Annotated in this window: 15 protein-coding genes and 1 pseudogene; 7 read left to right on the plus strand and 9 right to left on the minus strand. The window is 63.7% G+C overall.

From position 1 onward, the window contains the following. Positions 1–191 precede the first annotated feature (191 nt). The 8 genes from I6F35_RS37295 to I6F35_RS40040 all read right to left on the minus strand — a co-directional run bounded on the left by I6F35_RS37295 (position 192) and on the right by I6F35_RS40040 (position 7,338). A complete protein-coding gene (locus tag I6F35_RS37295; protein WP_225122619.1) occupies positions 192–1,016 on the minus strand; it encodes a phosphodiesterase in 825 nt (274 codons plus the stop codon). Continuing rightward, the gene (locus tag I6F35_RS37300) at positions 1,013–1,837 is read right to left on the minus strand and encodes a phosphodiesterase (RefSeq protein WP_225122620.1); all 825 of its coding nucleotides are present in this window, start codon (positions 1,835–1,837) and stop codon (positions 1,013–1,015) included. The genes I6F35_RS37295 and I6F35_RS37300 overlap by 4 nt, the downstream gene beginning before the upstream one ends. Before the next feature lie 63 nt (positions 1,838–1,900). Continuing rightward, positions 1,901–2,842, minus strand: a complete 942-nt coding sequence (locus tag I6F35_RS37305) for an extracellular solute-binding protein (RefSeq protein WP_225122642.1) — start codon at positions 2,840–2,842, stop codon at positions 1,901–1,903. Between the two features lie 365 nt (positions 2,843–3,207). Next, positions 3,208–4,044: a carbohydrate ABC transporter permease gene (locus I6F35_RS37310; RefSeq protein ID WP_225122621.1), complete on the minus strand. Its 837-nt coding sequence runs from the start codon at positions 4,042–4,044 to the stop codon at positions 3,208–3,210. Continuing rightward, positions 4,041–4,859, minus strand: a complete 819-nt coding sequence (locus I6F35_RS37315; RefSeq protein WP_346283239.1) for a sugar ABC transporter permease — start codon at positions 4,857–4,859, stop codon at positions 4,041–4,043. Before I6F35_RS37315 ends, I6F35_RS37310 begins: the two co-directional genes overlap by 4 nt. Positions 4,860–4,968: 109 nt before the next feature. After that, the gene (locus tag I6F35_RS37320) at positions 4,969–6,120 is read right to left on the minus strand and encodes an ABC transporter ATP-binding protein (RefSeq protein WP_225122623.1); all 1,152 of its coding nucleotides are present in this window, start codon (positions 6,118–6,120) and stop codon (positions 4,969–4,971) included. 158 nt (positions 6,121–6,278) lie between these two features. After that, positions 6,279–6,566, minus strand: coding sequence for a hypothetical protein (locus I6F35_RS37325; RefSeq protein WP_225122624.1), 288 nt, complete (start codon positions 6,564–6,566; stop codon positions 6,279–6,281). Between the two features lie 229 nt (positions 6,567–6,795). After that, positions 6,796–7,338 carry a hypothetical protein gene (locus I6F35_RS40040; protein ID WP_249792888.1) on the minus strand — a complete coding sequence of 181 codons (543 nt, stop codon included), beginning with the start codon at positions 7,336–7,338 and terminating at the stop codon, positions 6,796–6,798. On the opposite strand from I6F35_RS40040, the pseudogene I6F35_RS37335 reads away from it, so the two are divergent. Continuing rightward, positions 7,304–7,633, plus strand: a pseudogene (locus I6F35_RS37335) (DapH/DapD/GlmU-related protein); the annotation flags it as partial. The gene I6F35_RS40040 and the pseudogene I6F35_RS37335 sit on opposite strands and share 35 nt — an antisense overlap. Positions 7,634–7,788: 155 nt before the next feature. Here I6F35_RS37335 and I6F35_RS37340 read toward each other — a convergent pair. Next, positions 7,789–8,292, minus strand: coding sequence for a hypothetical protein (locus tag I6F35_RS37340; RefSeq protein ID WP_225122625.1), 504 nt, complete (start codon positions 8,290–8,292; stop codon positions 7,789–7,791). 429 nt (positions 8,293–8,721) lie between these two features. On the opposite strand from I6F35_RS37340, the gene I6F35_RS37345 reads away from it, so the two are divergent. The 6 genes from I6F35_RS37345 to I6F35_RS37370 all read left to right on the plus strand — a co-directional run bounded on the left by I6F35_RS37345 (position 8,722) and on the right by I6F35_RS37370 (position 14,993). Continuing rightward, the gene (locus tag I6F35_RS37345) at positions 8,722–8,961 is read left to right on the plus strand and encodes a cysteine rich repeat-containing protein (protein WP_225122626.1); all 240 of its coding nucleotides are present in this window, start codon (positions 8,722–8,724) and stop codon (positions 8,959–8,961) included. A 194-nt stretch (positions 8,962–9,155) separates the two neighbouring features. Continuing rightward, the gene (gene hpnC / locus I6F35_RS37350) at positions 9,156–10,034 is read left to right on the plus strand and encodes a squalene synthase HpnC (protein WP_225122627.1); all 879 of its coding nucleotides are present in this window, start codon (positions 9,156–9,158) and stop codon (positions 10,032–10,034) included. Then, positions 10,031–10,870, plus strand: a complete 840-nt coding sequence (gene hpnD, locus I6F35_RS37355; RefSeq protein WP_225122628.1) for a presqualene diphosphate synthase HpnD — start codon at positions 10,031–10,033, stop codon at positions 10,868–10,870. The genes hpnC and hpnD overlap by 4 nt, the downstream gene beginning before the upstream one ends. Before the next feature lie 6 nt (positions 10,871–10,876). After that, the gene (hpnE, locus tag I6F35_RS37360) at positions 10,877–12,136 is read left to right on the plus strand and encodes a hydroxysqualene dehydroxylase HpnE (protein WP_225122629.1); all 1,260 of its coding nucleotides are present in this window, start codon (positions 10,877–10,879) and stop codon (positions 12,134–12,136) included. 146 nt (positions 12,137–12,282) lie between these two features. Next, the gene (shc, locus tag I6F35_RS37365) at positions 12,283–14,244 is read left to right on the plus strand and encodes a squalene--hopene cyclase (protein WP_225122630.1); all 1,962 of its coding nucleotides are present in this window, start codon (positions 12,283–12,285) and stop codon (positions 14,242–14,244) included. Further along, on the plus strand, positions 14,241–14,993 hold the full coding sequence (locus I6F35_RS37370; RefSeq protein WP_225122631.1) for a phosphorylase: 753 nt from the start codon (positions 14,241–14,243) through the stop codon (positions 14,991–14,993). The genes shc and I6F35_RS37370 overlap by 4 nt, the downstream gene beginning before the upstream one ends. Positions 14,994–15,132: the final 139 nt, after the last annotated feature.

The following is a 15,132-nucleotide window of genomic DNA, read 5'->3' on the forward strand; positions in this document are numbered from 1 at the left end:
GCGCTGATACTGGAGACGAGCGGCTTTGGTCCACGGCATGGTGTCCTCCCTCGAATCTTTGCAAATCCGAAGGAATCACAGGCCCGCCAAAACCGCTCACCCTTTTTCGGTCAGGCTCTGAGGAGCCCGCCCAAGGGGGGCGTCTCGAAGGATGGGCCAAGAAGGGACCGCCCACCAACTCGGATCACGCTCTACCCCACCGCTCCGTTCAGCGCGGCCTGGTCGTGCAGCGAGAAGCGCGGCCCGGCATACGTGAACGAGCACTGGTGGATCACGATCTGCCCGCCGCTCACCGTGACATGCGAATAATCAGGCGCCTCGTGCGAGCCCGGGATGTGGCCCTCGGTCTCGAGATCGAACCCGACCTGATGCGCCAGTGCGCGCTGGATGTGAAAGGGGATGCCGTTCCATGAGCCTGCGATCGGCCGGTGCAGATGGCCCGTGAACAGATAGTCGGGCCGGCGTGTGCGCGCGATCACGTCCAATTCGGCGTCCGGATTGGCAAGGCGGATGGTGTCCATGTAGCGCAAGCCGGTGTCGAACGGCGGGTGGTGCTGGAACAAGAGCAGCGGGCGGTCGGCCGGCGCTGACATCAGCGCCTGTTCGAGGTAGGCGAGTCGGTGCTCGCAGAGCAGGCCCTCGTGGTTCGGAGCAGCTTCGTTCAGTGTGTCGAGCGTGATGATGGTCGCGGCGTCGAACACCTGCGTGGACTGCACAAAGCCGTCGGTATCCCTGATCACACCAGGAAAATGGCGGCCAAACACGTCGCGGCGGTCGTGATTGCCCATCATCAGGATGGGCGGCGCGTTCAGGCGCGCCAGCACGTCGGCAAGATGTTCATAAGCTGTGTCCTCGCCCCAATGGGCGAGGTCGCCGGTGATGATGACGAAGGCGAGGTCGGGATGGTCGCGGTTGATGCAGGCAATCGCCGCAGCCAGCCGTTCGGCCGGATCGAGACCATAGATCCTACGGCTGCGGGCGACGAAATGGGTGTCGGTCAGGACGACAAATTTCATCGCACCATGGTCTCCCGGTTCCAGGCCTGATGATCGGGCGAGCCCTCGATGCGGATCGGACCAATGTAGCCGAATTCCACCATGTGTACGGTGACGTAATCCTCGCCGAAGAACACAACGCCGTAGGACTCCGGCAGATCCGACGCGCTCAGGAGTTTTGTCTCCGAGAACAGCGGATAGCTTGCATGGTTGGTGCCGCGCAGCGAGGAGACGGGAACGCCGGCCACCGATCCCGCGAGCGGCAAATGACAATGGCCGAAAAAGATATGCCGGATCCGTTCGCGATGCCGCGCCACCAGTTTCCGAAAAGCGGCGTCGTCGAGCAGGCGGATCTGATCGAGCGGCGCAAGATGCACCGGCATCGGGTTGTGATGCATGAACAGCAGGAACGGCCCGTCATGCTCGGCGAGCCGCGCCGCAAGCCAGCCGAGCCGTTCGTCGCAATAGCGGCCGGGATGGGTCTGCGGATGCGCTGTGTCGAGGAACAGGCAGCGCGCGGCCGGCAGGTCGTGGACGTTCTGCACGAAGCCGCCCTCTCCGGCGAGTTCGGGAAACACGCTGAGGAAGTTGGCGCGGCTGTCATGGTTGCCGATGCACAGCCGCACCGGGATCGGGAACGAATCGAGCCGCTGCTTCAGCCATTGATAGTCGTCGCGATCGCCCCAGTCGGAGAGATCGCCGGTGATCACCATGAGGTCGGCGTCGTGATGGTCCCGGAGGATGTGGGTCAGCGCGCGTTCAAAGTTCTGCCGTGGATCGCGGCCGCCGATGGTCGCGCCCGGCGTCGTCAGGTGGATATCGCTCATATGGATGAGTTTCATAGGTAGCGTTCCGCAAGTGAGCTGCGGGACGCATAAGAGGCCCCGCAGCGGGTTTCGAAAGGCTTAGCGCGTCGCGCCTGTGGTCTTCGGCAGCAGCTTCTGCACGTCGGCGGTCATGTCGGCGAGCACGGCATCAGCCTCCTTGGAGCGCGCGCCGCTGATGATCGAGTTCATGTGGTCCTTGATCACGTCGGTGATCTTCAACCCGTTGTCGCCGGGGAAGGCGTACCACTTGGTCAGCAGCGCCATCTGGCTCACGGCGGTATAGTTGTTCGGGTTCCTGGTGTAGAAGTCCTTCAGGTAGACTTCGTTGGCGACCTTGTTGGCCGGCATGTAGCCGGTGGTCTCGGCCATGATCGCGGCGCCCTTCGGTCCGGCCCAGAACTTCACCACTTCCCAGGCGGCGTCGCGCTTCGCCTTGTCCTTGGACAGGATCATCACGACATTGCCGCCCGCCGGCAGGCGGCCATTTGGCGACACCACGTCGGGGAAGGTGTGGGTCTTCAGCGCGAACTTGCCGCCGATCATCTGCGTGACCTTGTTGAGATCGGAGGTCGAGGTGATGTGGAAGCCGGTCTTGCCGGCGGCAAAGGCCGCGCGCATCGCAGGCTGGTCGAGGTTCGGCATGCCGCCTTCATTGACGAGACGGGCGAGCATCTTGATCGCGAAATGCCCTTCAGGTCCGTTGAAGGCAACTTTCGTCTCGTCCGCATTCAGCATGGAGCCGCCGCGCGCGAACACCGGCGCCTGCCACAGCCAGTTGCCGGTGATATCCCAGACATAGGTCACGCCATTGATGTCGGGGCCGATCGCCTTGATCTTCTTCGCCTGCGCGATCAGCTCGTCCCAGGTCTTCGGCAAATTGTTCGGATCGCCGCCGGCCTGCTTCAGCAAATCGAGATTGACATAAACGATCGGCAGCGAGATCGCGAACGGCAGGGCATAGATCTTCGCTCGCCGTGCCGATGTCGAACATCGCCTGGTGGAAGCCCTGGCGGTCGAAATCCTTCTCGGCGGCGATGTAGTCGTCGAGCTGCGCCGGGATGTTCTTGTCCACGAGCACGCGGATGCGGTTCAGGCCCTGGAAGGTGACATCGGGCATCTGGTTCGTGACCGCTTCGCGCAGCACCTTCTGGGTGCCGTCCTCATAGGATTCGTAAGGTGCGCGCATCGTGATCTTGATGTCCGGCCGCACCTTGGCGAACTCTTCGGCGATCCGCTTGTGGGTTTCGGCGAACAGTTCCGGATACGGATATTGCAGCACGATCTCGGTCTGCGTCTGTGCCAGCGACGCGCTGGCGGCAAGCGACAGCACGGCTCCGGCGATCCACGATTTCAGCATAGACAGGCTCCCTGTTTGAGGTGACGCGTTACTTGATTCCGGTCAGCGTGATGCCCTCGATGAAGCGGCGCTGTGCGAGCAGGAAGGCGATCAGCAGCGGCGCGATGATCACCATCGCCGCCGCCATCAGCGGGCCGTAATTGGTGCCGGCCTCGTTGTTGCGGAAGTGCGCCACTGCCAGCGGCGGGGTGCGCAACTGCTCGCTGTTGAGCACGATCAGCGGCCAGAAATAGTCGTTCCAGTGCGCGACCACGGAGAAGATGCCGAAGGCGGTGACCGCAGGGATGGCGGCGGGCAGCATCACCCGCCAGACGATGCCGAACTCGGAGATGCCATCCATTCGCGCCGCGTCGACGAGATCGTCGGGCACCGACTTGAAGAACTGCCGCATCAGGAAGATGCCGAACACCGAAATCGTGAAGGGCAACACGAGCGCGGCGTAGCTGTCGAGCAGGCCGAGCTTGTGCAAGAGCAGGAACACCGGGATCGCGGTGGCCTGCGGCGGAATCAGGATTCCAAACAGCACCAGCGCGAACAGCGTGTCGCGGCCGAGGAAGCGCAGCTTGGCCAGCGCATAGGCCGCGGGCAGTGCGATCAGCACCTGCAGCACGAAAATCGAGACGGTGACGATCACGCCGTTGAGCAGGAAGCGCCAGAGATTGGCCTTGGCGAAGGCGATCTTCAGATTGTCCCACAGCGCAAAATGATGCGGGATCAGGTGCAGCTCGCTGGAGAACACTTCCTCCGGCGGCTTCGACGCCGTCGAGATCATCCAGATGAACGGCGCCAGCAGCACCACGGCGCCCGCGATCAGGAGCAGATGGCGGATGACGGGCCAGAGCGGAATCGCGCGAAGAGTCTTCATGCGTGCTGCACGCCGCGATCGGCGAGCCTCGCTTTGATCAAGGTGAGCAGGAGGACGAAGACCAGAAACACGACCGTCAGCGCGGCGCCGTAACCGGAGCGGAAGAACTCGAACCCCTCGGTGTACATGGTGTGGATCAGCACCTCGGAGGATTTCGAAGGCCCACCCTTGGTCAGGATGTGCACGGTGTCGAACACCTGAAACGAGCGGATGCCGCTGATCACGATCACGAAGGTCGTCACGGGGCCAAGCATGGGCCAGGTGACCAGGCGAAATCGCGCCCAGGCGCTGGCGGCGCCATCGATTTCAGCCGCCTCATAGAGCTGCTTCGGGATCGACACCAGGCCGGCAAGGAACAGCACCATGTTGAAGCCGACCGCCTGCCAGATGCCGATCGCGCAGAGTGCACAGAGCGCGGTGCTGCGGTCCTGCAGCCAGCTGAATGCCGGCAGCCCGGCGCCGCGCAATAGCCCGTTCACCAGGCCGAATTGCGGATGCAGCATGAACTCCCAGACCACGGCCATCGCGATCAGCGTCGCCATCACAGGCAGGAAGTAGATGGTGCGATAGAGGCTGCGCAGGCTGGCGCCGCTTTCGATGAGAAGCGCGATGCCGAGCCCCAGCGTCACCGCGCCGGGCACCACGATCACGACATAGGTCAGCGTGTTGCGGAGCGAGATCCAGAACACCCGGTCGGCGAACATTTCCTGGTAGTTGGCAAGGCCGATCCAGGAGAACGCGGGAGCGCCGAGCTGATAGTCGGTGAAGGAGAGCGCGATCACGCTGGCAAGCGGGCCGAGCAGCATGAGCAGCATCAGCGTGAATGCCGGCGCAACCAGGCCATAGGCCGTCAATGCGCGGTGGTCGCGGCGAATCCGTTGCGCCGAACGCACGGCGACGACGGCGGTGTCGATGGTGGCGGCGTCAGACAATGGCCCGCTCCCGCACGCGCTCGGTGTGCTCGAACTCGACTTCGATGCGCTTGCCATCGGCGTTGAAGGCGCGCACCGCATCCATCGCGAAACCGAACGAGACCTGCGTTGCGATCGATGGCAGCCGTCTCGGGTCATCGATGCGGGCCACGACGCGCACGTCGCTGCCGTTGACGGCAAGATGCAGGAACGCTTCCGAGCCCATGTTCTCGGCGTGAACGACGTGGCCCGAGAACGGCCCGCTGCCGAGCTCGATCCGCTCGGGACGCACGCCGATCCGGCACGGGCCGGCACTCGCCGCGCTCGCGAATCGCAGCGCAACGCCGAGCGCCTCGATGCGGCCGTCCTCGCGGATCCGCCCGGGCAGGATGTTGATCTTCCGGCTGCCGACGAATTCGGCGACGCGGATATCGCGCGGGTTGTCGTAGATATCCGTGGGCGTGCCGACCTGCACCAATTCGCCGCCGATCATCACGGCGATCCGGCTCGACATCGTCATCGCCTCGGCCTGGTCGTGGGTGACGTAGACGAAGGTGGCGTTTAGCCGCCGGTGCAGTTGCGCGAGCTCGGCGCGCATGTGGACGCGCAGCTTGGCATCGAGATTGGACAGCGGCTCGTCGAACAGGAACGCCACCGGCTGGCGCACGATGGCGCGTCCGACCGCGATGCGCTGCCGCTGCCCGCCGGACAGTTGCGCCGGCTTGCGGCCGAGCAGATGGGCGATTTCGAGCTGCTCGGCGACCTTTGCCACGTCCTCGCGGATGCCGCGTTCCTTACGGCGCCGGCTCGGCAGCAGTGCGCCGACGAACGGCAGCCGCTCCACGGCCGAGAGGCGCCGCATGCGCAAAGGCACCGCGATATTGTCGAACGCGCTCAAATGCGGATAGAGCGCGTAGGACTGGAACACCATCGCGAGATTGCGTGCGCTCGGTCTGATAGCGTCGGCGGCGACGCCGTCGATCCTGACTTCGCCGGCGCTTTGCGGCTCGAGGCCCGCGATCACCCGCAGCAGCGTTGATTTGCCACAGCCGGACGGACCGACCAGCGAGATGAACTCGCCATCCTCGATCCTGAGGTCGACGCCCTTCAGGATCTCCGTGCCATCAAAAGATTTCCGGACAGCGGACAGTTCAATTCTCGCCATTCGATCTATTCCTCAGGCTTTCGTCGACTTGCAGCGTTAAGGAACGCATCTGACACTCGCGTGACGGTTGGAATGTTTTGGCGGCCCGAGCACAGGCGCCTGCGCGCGGCAAATCGTCCCCGGCGTCGATCGTGACGACATGAGGCTGGAAGCTGTTGTCAGTTCTTCCAAAGCCGCCGTGACGCGATTTCGGCGCCCTGCACCAGCGCCTCCAGTTTGCGCCAGGCGATATCGGGATCGACGGTGTGCAGCGTGGCGAAGCTCGCAAAGCCGCAGTCCGTCCCCGCGATCACACGCTCGCGTCCGACGACGCTCGCGTAGCGCTCGATATGCTGTGCGACCACTTCCGGATGCTCGATATAGTTGGTGCAGGTGTCGATCACGCCCGGCGGACGCGGCAGGCTGCGGACATGGGTGGTCGGTATCCTGGAGACGCTCAGTTGCATGTCGGTTCTCCTGCAGGCGCGATCTCGAATGCGGCCTTCAGTAACCAGCCAGATTAACGTCACCGTGACGTCATATTAGCGGTGCTAATGACGAAAGCAGCGCAAACTGTTTGACCGCGATGACGAGGTCGGCCCGATGCGGGCAAATCCCTATCAGATCAGCGCCTTCACCCATTCGGCACGGGAGGGCAGTTTCACCCGTGCGGCGGAAAGGCTTGGTGTCACACAGTCATCGGTGACGCAGCATGTCGCAAATCTCGAGCGCACCATGGGCACCAAGCTGTTCGTTCGTCGTCGCGATGGATTGGAGCTGACGCGCGCCGGTCGTGAACTGTTCGTGGTCTCGGATCGGCTGCGCACGCTGGAACAGTTGATCGAAGAAAAAGTCGCCAATTACAGCGATATCGCCGCGGGACATTTGAGCGTCGTTGCCAATGCACCGCGTCCTGCCATGCCCGTGATCGCCCGCTATACGACACTCTACCCGCGTGTTCAAATCGAGTTCACGCTGGTGAGTTGGACGTTGGCCATGGAGCGTTTGCATGAACGCGCCGTCGATATCGCCATCGTGGCCGATCCGGTGATCGATGAGCAACTCTACAGCCTGCCGCTCACGCGGACGCGCTACCGGGCCTATGTGTGTCGCGGCCATGCATTGGCGCGGCGCAAGAGGCTTTCGCTGCGTGACCTGGCGGAAGAGGCGGTGATCGTGCCGGAGGATGGCTCTCTGACGCAGCGCCGAGCGGCGCGGCGACCGGGTGGTGATCGGCAACGATGTGTGGATCGGCCACGCCGCGATCGTGCTGCCCGGTGTCACGGTGGGGGACGGCGCGGTGCTGGCCGCGGGCGCCGTGGTGACGCGCGATGTGGCGCCTTACACTATCGTCGGCGGTGTGCCGGCCCGCCAGATCCGGGAGCGGTTCAATCGAAAGATCGCGGCGCAGCTTGCGCGGATTGCCTGGTGGAATTGGCCGTTCGAGACGATCATGGCGCGCCTCCCCGAATTCCAGTCGACGGATATCGAGGCCTTCTGCGCGCGCTGGGATGGCGCTGCGACGGCGGTGTAATAGGGGGAGGGAGACCGCCCCGCGATCGCAGGCAGGATCTCGTTCACCGTCGTAGCCCGGGTGAAGCAAGCGTAACCCGGGACACCTGCATCCACATGCACGGGCCGCCCCGGGGCTGACGCTTCACCCGGGCTCGGACCGCCGGCGCGGCTGTCTTAGCCCCTGGTCAGGGTGATGTTGACGCCGCGGATCTCGCCCTTGGAATCGATCTGCACGATCTGCCTGCTGCCATTGGTACGCAGGTTCAGCGTGGCGGCGAATCCGGATGCTTCGACGAACACCTCGATCTGGCCACCACCCGCGGTACCCTGCAGGTTGCCGAAGATGTTGCGGCTCTTCTCGCTCCAGTTGCCGGAGATGCGATCGCCCTGGCTCGTCACATCGCTGGAAAGGTCGAACTTGTAGCTGTCGCTGGCGCAATTCAGGCTCTGCTTCAGGCCAAGGCCGGTGGCGTTGACCTTGTAGCTGGCCTTGCAGCGGATCCGTTCAGTTGTACCGTTGGAGAGCGCAACGGTACCCGAACCGCTCCACGATCCGTCAAAACCGGCGAACGGCCCCGACGATTGGGCGTTGCCCGTGCTGACCGAGAACATGACCGCCGCGCCAATGCCGGCAGCCGTGATCGCGCGACCGAACAAGCCCAAACCAAACCGCTTCATTGTGAGTTTTCCCATCAAAAACAGACGATCTTCTTCAAGATACGCCCTCGCCGCATCGAACACTTAGTGTTGATCGCGATCCCACAGGTTCAAACGATACCTCCGGCGTGTCGTGGCGGGGGAATCGCGCGAAACACGCCATTTTTGGCCGAGAGAATCAAGAAGCATGTCATGCTGCTTCCGTCTACCGATATCGAGCATCCGCGCTGCAACAGTCTGTAGCGAACCGTGATTGGAAAAAACTTCTTGGTTTATCAACTGATTAGATGACCCTTTACAGCGGCGCAAATTTGGCCGCATTTAGCAGGTGCTTGTCCTTTGTTCGTCGCTTTGCTACGCGGCGGCGCAAATCCCCACAAATCCGTGCCGGCCCTGCCGAAACGCAACTTCCGGAACAGGATTTTTTGCTGTCGAAAATGAAGGAATATGATGCGTAAAGTTCTATTGGCCCTCGCGCTGCTGTCGATTCCGCTTTCATCTGGCGCCTTCGCCCAGCAGCAGTCGCGCAGCGGCACGCCCGAGGAACAGAAGGCCTGCACCCGCGACGTTCAGAAGCACTGCCGCGCGGTGATCGATCAGGGCGATTTCACCATTCTCGCCTGCCTCAAGGAGAACCGCACCAAGATCAGCGCAGCCTGCGACCAGGTGTTGAAAAGCCACGGGCAGTAAAGCCGGATCCTGCACTCGAAATTGCTGCAACAGCGCCTGTGCCCACTGTGTGATATCGGGCACAGGTGACGCCCACATTGCCCATACAGCATTGGTTTTGGTCGCGTATTCCCCTATATGGGGCACGCAATCCACCGCATGCGTGCAACTTTAGGCGTATGCGCCTTAGCCAGGGCGAATGTGGCCGGTTCCTGATGACAAGCGCGAGCGAACTGCGATCCGGAAAGACCCACCGCGACGAGAATTTTCCGGTCGCGTCGTGGATCATTCATCCGCGTCACCGCGCCCTGATCCTTGCCTTCTATAATTTCGTCCGCACCGCCGATGACATCGCCGACCACGCCACGCTTCCGGCGGACGAGAAGCTCCGCTATCTCGACCTGCTCGACAAGGAACTCCAGGGCGGGGGCGATACCCAGAAGGAAGCCGTCAATCTGCGCCGTGCGCTCGCCGAACGCGCGATGTCGCCGCGCCACGCGCTCGACGTGCTGATCGCGTTCCGTATGGATGTGACAAAGCTGCGCTACGAGAATTGGGACGAGGTGATCCACTACTGCCGCTACTCGGCGATGCCGGTCGGCCGCTTCATGCTCGATGTCCACGGCGAGAGCACGTCCACCTGGGCCGCGTCGGATGCGTTGTGCGCTGGCTTGCAGATCAACAATCACCTGCAGGATTGCGCCAAGGACTACAAGAATCTCAACCGCGTCTATCTCCCGCGCGATGCGCTGGCCGCATCCGGCGCCACCGTCGAGATGCTCGGCGAGCCGAAGTCTCCAGCGCCGCTGTTGCAATGCCTGCAGGCGCTCGCGGTGCGCACCGAGACGCTGCTTGCCGAAAGCAAGTCGCTCGCCGCGGAGGTGAAGGATTTGCGGCTCGGCATCGAGATCTCGGTGATCCAGGCGTTTGCCGACAGGATCGTGAACATGCTGAAGGTGCGCGATCCGCTCAGCGAGCGCGTGCATCTGAGCCCGCTTGAACTGCTTGGTTATAGCTTCAGTGGCGTTGCCGGCGAACTGGCGCGGCGCGCCATCGGTCGCCGGCCCGTGTCAAAAACGGCGGCCGGCGCATGAGCGTTGAGATGGCGGCGGCCAACGCAGACTACGGCACCACCGCGTCCGGCAGTTCGTTCTACGCCGCGATGCGGATCCTGCCGCGCGCGCAGCGCGAGGCGATGTTCCTGATCTACAGCTTCTGCCGCCAGGTCGACGACATCGCCGATTCCAACGGCCCGCGCGAACAGCGGCTGGCGGCGCTGCAGCAATGGCGCGACGACATCGATGCGCTGTACCACGGCAATCCGCCGCCGCGGCTGAAGGACTATGTCGCCTCGGTCAAGGCGTTCGGCCTGAAGCGCGAGGACTTTCTTGCCATCGTGGATGGCATGGAGATGGATGTGCCGCAGGACATCCGCGCGCCCGACATGGCGACGCTCGATCTCTATTGCGATCGCGTGGCGAGCGCCGTCGGCCGGCTCTCGGTGCGGGTGTTCGGTCTGCCCGAGGAGGACGGCGTCTTGCTCGCCCATCATCTCGGCCGCGCGCTGCAGCTCACCAACATCCTGCGCGACGTCGACGAGGATGCCGGCCTCGGCCGGCTCTATCTGCCGCGTGAGATGCTGTTGCATGCCGGCATTACCTCCAACGACCCGGAGCGTGTGATCGCCGAGCGCAATTTGCCGAAAGTGTGCCTGCCGCTGGCCGAGCGCGCGAAGAAACATTTCGAGAAGGCGGATGAGATCATGAAGCGTAATTCGCGGCGCGCAGTCCGAGCGCCGCGGATCATGTCGAAATATTATCGCGCGATCCTCGATCTCCTGATCGCCCGCGGCTTTGCCGCGCCACGCGAGCCCGTCCACGTCAGCAAGATGCAAAAGATCGGCATCCTTCTTCGTTACGCGTTCATCTGAGATCTGATGCAAAAGACCGTTCATATCATCGGCGCCGGTATTTCCGGCCTCTCGGCAGCCGTTCGCCTTGCCAACGCGAACCACACGGTGCACGTCCACGAGGCGACGCAGCAGGCCGGCGGCCGCTGCCGCTCTTATTTCGACGCCGCGACCAATCTCACCATCGACAACGGCAATCACCTGCTGCTGTCCGGCAATCGCCATGCGCTAGCCTACGCCAAATCGATCGGCACCGAGGGAGGGCTGGTCGGGCCGGAACGCGCGAAATTTCCCTTTGTCGATCTTGCAACCGGCAAGCGCTGGGAGCTCGATCTCGGCTCCTCCCGTCTGCCGCTCTGGGTGTTCGACGAAGCGCGCCGCGTCCCCGACACGGGCTTGCGCGACTATCTCGCGCTGGCGCCGCTCGCTTGGGCCGGCACTGACAAGCGGGTCGGCGATACCATCACATGCAAGGGTACGCTGTACGACCGTCTGGTGCAGCCGCTGTTGCTCGCCGCGCTCAATGTCGACCCGCCGGAGGGTTCGGCGGGACTGGCCGGTGCGATCGTGCGCGAGACACTGCTTGCCGGCGGCGAGGCCTGCCGGCCGCTGATCGCGCGCGACGGTTTGAGCTCGGTCCTGATCGAGCCCGCGCTGAAGCTGTTGCAGGAGAAGGGCTCGAGCGTGCGGTTCAGCCATGAGCTGAGGCAGTTCGGCACAGTGTCCGATCATGTCAGCGAGCTGAAGTTCGGCGATGATGTGATCGATCTTGCGCCCACTGACGCCGTGGTGCTCGCGGTACCGCCGCGCGCCGCGGCCTCGCTATTGCCGGGCCTGAAGACGCCGACCAAATTCCGCGCCATCGTGAACGCGCATTTCCGCTTCGATCCGCCGCCGAATGCCGCGCCGATCCTCGGCGTGGTCGGCGGTCTCGTGGAATGGCTGTTCGCGTTCCCGCAGCGCCTTTCGGTCACGATCAGCAATGGCGATCGTCTTGTCGACATGCCGCGCGAGGAGCTGGCGCAGGCCATCTGGCGCGACGTCTGCAAGGCCGCCGGCGTTTCCGGCGAATTGCCCCCTCCGTTGCCCCCTTGGCAGATCGTTCGCGAGCGCCGCGCCACTTTCGAGGCCACGCCGGAGCAGCACGCGCTGCGGCCCGGCGCGGTCACGGCCTACAAAAACCTGTTTCTCGCCGGCGATTGGACTGATACGGGATTGCCGGCAACCATCGAGGGATCGGTGCGGTCCGGCGACCGCGCCGCCGATCTGGTTCTGGCCAGGCACTGACCGTGACACAAGAGCGGCAGAAGCGCGGTTAGAGCATGATTGCGGAAAAGTGGAAACCGGTTTTCCGAACATGCTCAAACAGAGAGATGAGATCATGATCCGATCCCCTGATCGGAACATGATCTAAGAAGGAGAGATCGAACAAGATGGATTCCGTCAACGATACCGCCACCGTCGATTCGGTTGCGCTGGAGAAGAGCATCTCCGCGGCGACCGAGGCGCTGCTCGGCCATCGACAATCCGACGGACATTGGGTGTTCGAACTCGAGGCCGACAGTACGATCCCGGCGGAATATGTGCTGCTGCGCCACTATCTCGGCGAGCCCGTCGACAGCGCGCTGGAGGCGAAGATCGCCAACTACATCCGCCGCGTGCAGGGCGCCCATGGCGGCTGGCCGCTGGTGCATGACGGCCCGTTCGACATGAGCGCGAGCGTGAAGGCCTATTTCGCGCTGAAGATGATGGGCGATTCCGTCGATGCGCCGCATATGGTGAAAGCGCGCGAGGCGATCCGTTCGCGCGGCGGAGCCGCGGCCAGCAATGTCTTCACCCGCTTCCTGCTGGCGCTGTTTGGCGTCGTCACTTGGCGCGCGACGCCGGTGCTGCCGGTCGAGATCATGCTGCTGCCGATGTGGTCGCCGTTCCACATCAACAAGATCTCCTACTGGGCGCGCACCACGATGGTGCCGCTGATGGTGTTGGCCGCGCTGAAGCCGCGGGCGAAGAATCCGAAGGGCGTCGGCGTCGACGAACTGTTCTTGGAGGATCCCAAGTCGGTCGGCATGCCTCCGAAGGCGCCACACCAGAGCTGGGGCTGGTTCCTGCTGTTCCGCGGGCTCGACAGCGTGCTGCGCGTGGTCGAGCCGCTATTTACGAAGAAGCTGCGCCAGCGTGCGATCGACGCGGCGCTCGCCTTCATCGAAGAACGGTTGAACGGCGAGGATGGCATGGGCGCGATCTATCCGCCGATGGCCAACATCGTCATGATGTATGACGCGCTAGGCAAGGACGAGACCTATCCGCCGCGCGCCGCCACGCGTCGCGGCCTCGACAAGCTCCTGGTGGTCCGCGAGCACGAGGCCTATTGCCAGCCATGCGTCTCGCCGGTGTGGGACACGGCGCTGACCTGCCACGCGCTGCAGGAGGCCGGCGGCGAGGACACCCTTGCCAAGGCCAAGCAGGGGCTCGACTGGCTGACACCGCGCCAGGTGCTTGATCTCAAGGGCGACTGGGCCGTGAAGGCGCCCAACGTCCGGCCCGGCGGCTGGGCGTTCCAGTACAACAACGACCATTATCCCGACCTCGATGACACCGCCGTGGTGGTCATGGCGATGGACCGGGCGCGCCGCCATGACGGCACCAGGAAGTACGATGCGGCGATTGACCGTGCCCGCGAATGGATCGAGGGCATGCAGAGCCGCGACGGCGGCTGGGCCGCCTTCGACGTCAACAACCTCGAATACTACCTCAACAACATCCCGTTCTCCGATCATGGCGCGCTGCTCGATCCGCCGACCGAGGACGTCACCGCGCGCTGCGTCTCGATGCTGGCGCAGCTCGGCGAGACCGCGAAGACCAGCAAGGCGGTCGCCGGCGGCGTTGCCTATCTGCGCCGCACCCAGCTCGCCGAAGGTTCCTGGTACGGCCGTTGGGGGCTGAACTACATCTACGGCACCTGGTCGGTGCTCTGCGCGCTCAACGCCGCCGGCGTCGACCATCAGGACCCGATGATTCGGAAGGCAGCCGACTGGCTGATATCGATCCAGAATCAGGACGGCGGCTGGGGCGAGGACGCCGCCAGCTATCGGCTCGATTATCGAGGTTATGAGGTCGCGCCCTCGACTTCCTCGCAAACGGCATGGGCTTTGCTTGGGTTGATGGCGGCGGGAGAGGTCGAAAACCCCGCAGTTCGACGGGGGGTTGAGTACCTAAAAACCACACAGACCGAAAAAGGACTCTGGGAGGAGCAGCGTTACACGGCTACAGGCTTTCCGCGTGTGTTTTACTTGCGTTATCATGGCTACTCCAAGTTCTTCCCGCTCTGGGCGCTAGCGCGGTACCGGAATTTGCGAAACACGAACAGCAGGGTGGTAGGGGTCGGAATGTGAATCTGGGGGCGGGGGCCGCCGCGACTGTGGGGAAAATGCTGGATCCGCGGCCGGTCTTGATTGTGACGGGATTAGTGCAAGAGGCTCGCATAGCAGCCGGGCCGGGCATGATCGTCATCTGTAGTTCCAGCGACCCGCAGCAGCTTCGCGCGCTATTGGCGACGCTCGATTCGTCGTCGTTCCGCAGCGTGATCTCGTTCGGCGTCGCCGGCGGGCTCGACCCGGCGTTGCGATCGGGCGACGTCGTGGTGGCGACCGAGGTGCTTTCCGGCGACACCCGTTTCCTGGCCGATATGGCCCTGAACGAGGAAATGGTTGCCAGCGCCACGTTAAGGCGCCGCAAGATCGTCAGGGGCGGGCTTGCCGGTGTCGAGCAGGTGATCGCAGCCAGGGCCTGCAAGGCGGCGCTGCGCTCGGAAACCGGTGCTGCGGCCGTCGATATGGAAAGCCACATCGCCGCGGCCTACGCCGCGAAGGCGGGCATTCCGTTCGCCGCGCTCCGGGTGATCAGCGATCCTGCCCACCGCGCGCTGCCGGAATTGGCGAAGACCGCGGTCAAGCCGAACGGCGATATCGACCTGCGCAAGGTCCTGCGCGGCGTGGCCCGCAATCCGCTGACGCTGCGCTCGCTGGTCTCGACCGGCATCGACTTCAACCGCGCGCTGCGCTCCCTGCGCGGCTGCCGTGGCTTCCTGCTGGGCGGTGAGAGCCTGGTCCCCGCGGAGCCCATGATTCGCTCCGCGGCATAACCACTGACCGTAGCCCGGGTGAAGCGAAGCGTAACCCGGGTCCACTCGTAAACACGGATACAGGCGTCCCGGGTTGCGCTTCGCTTCACCCGGGCTACGAACAAAAAGGCCCGACCGTCATCAACGGTCGGGCCTTTTG

Origin of the sequence: Bradyrhizobium sp. BRP22, assembly GCF_020194175.1 — a bacterium.
Taxonomy (GTDB): Bacteria; Pseudomonadota; Alphaproteobacteria; order Rhizobiales; family Xanthobacteraceae; genus Bradyrhizobium.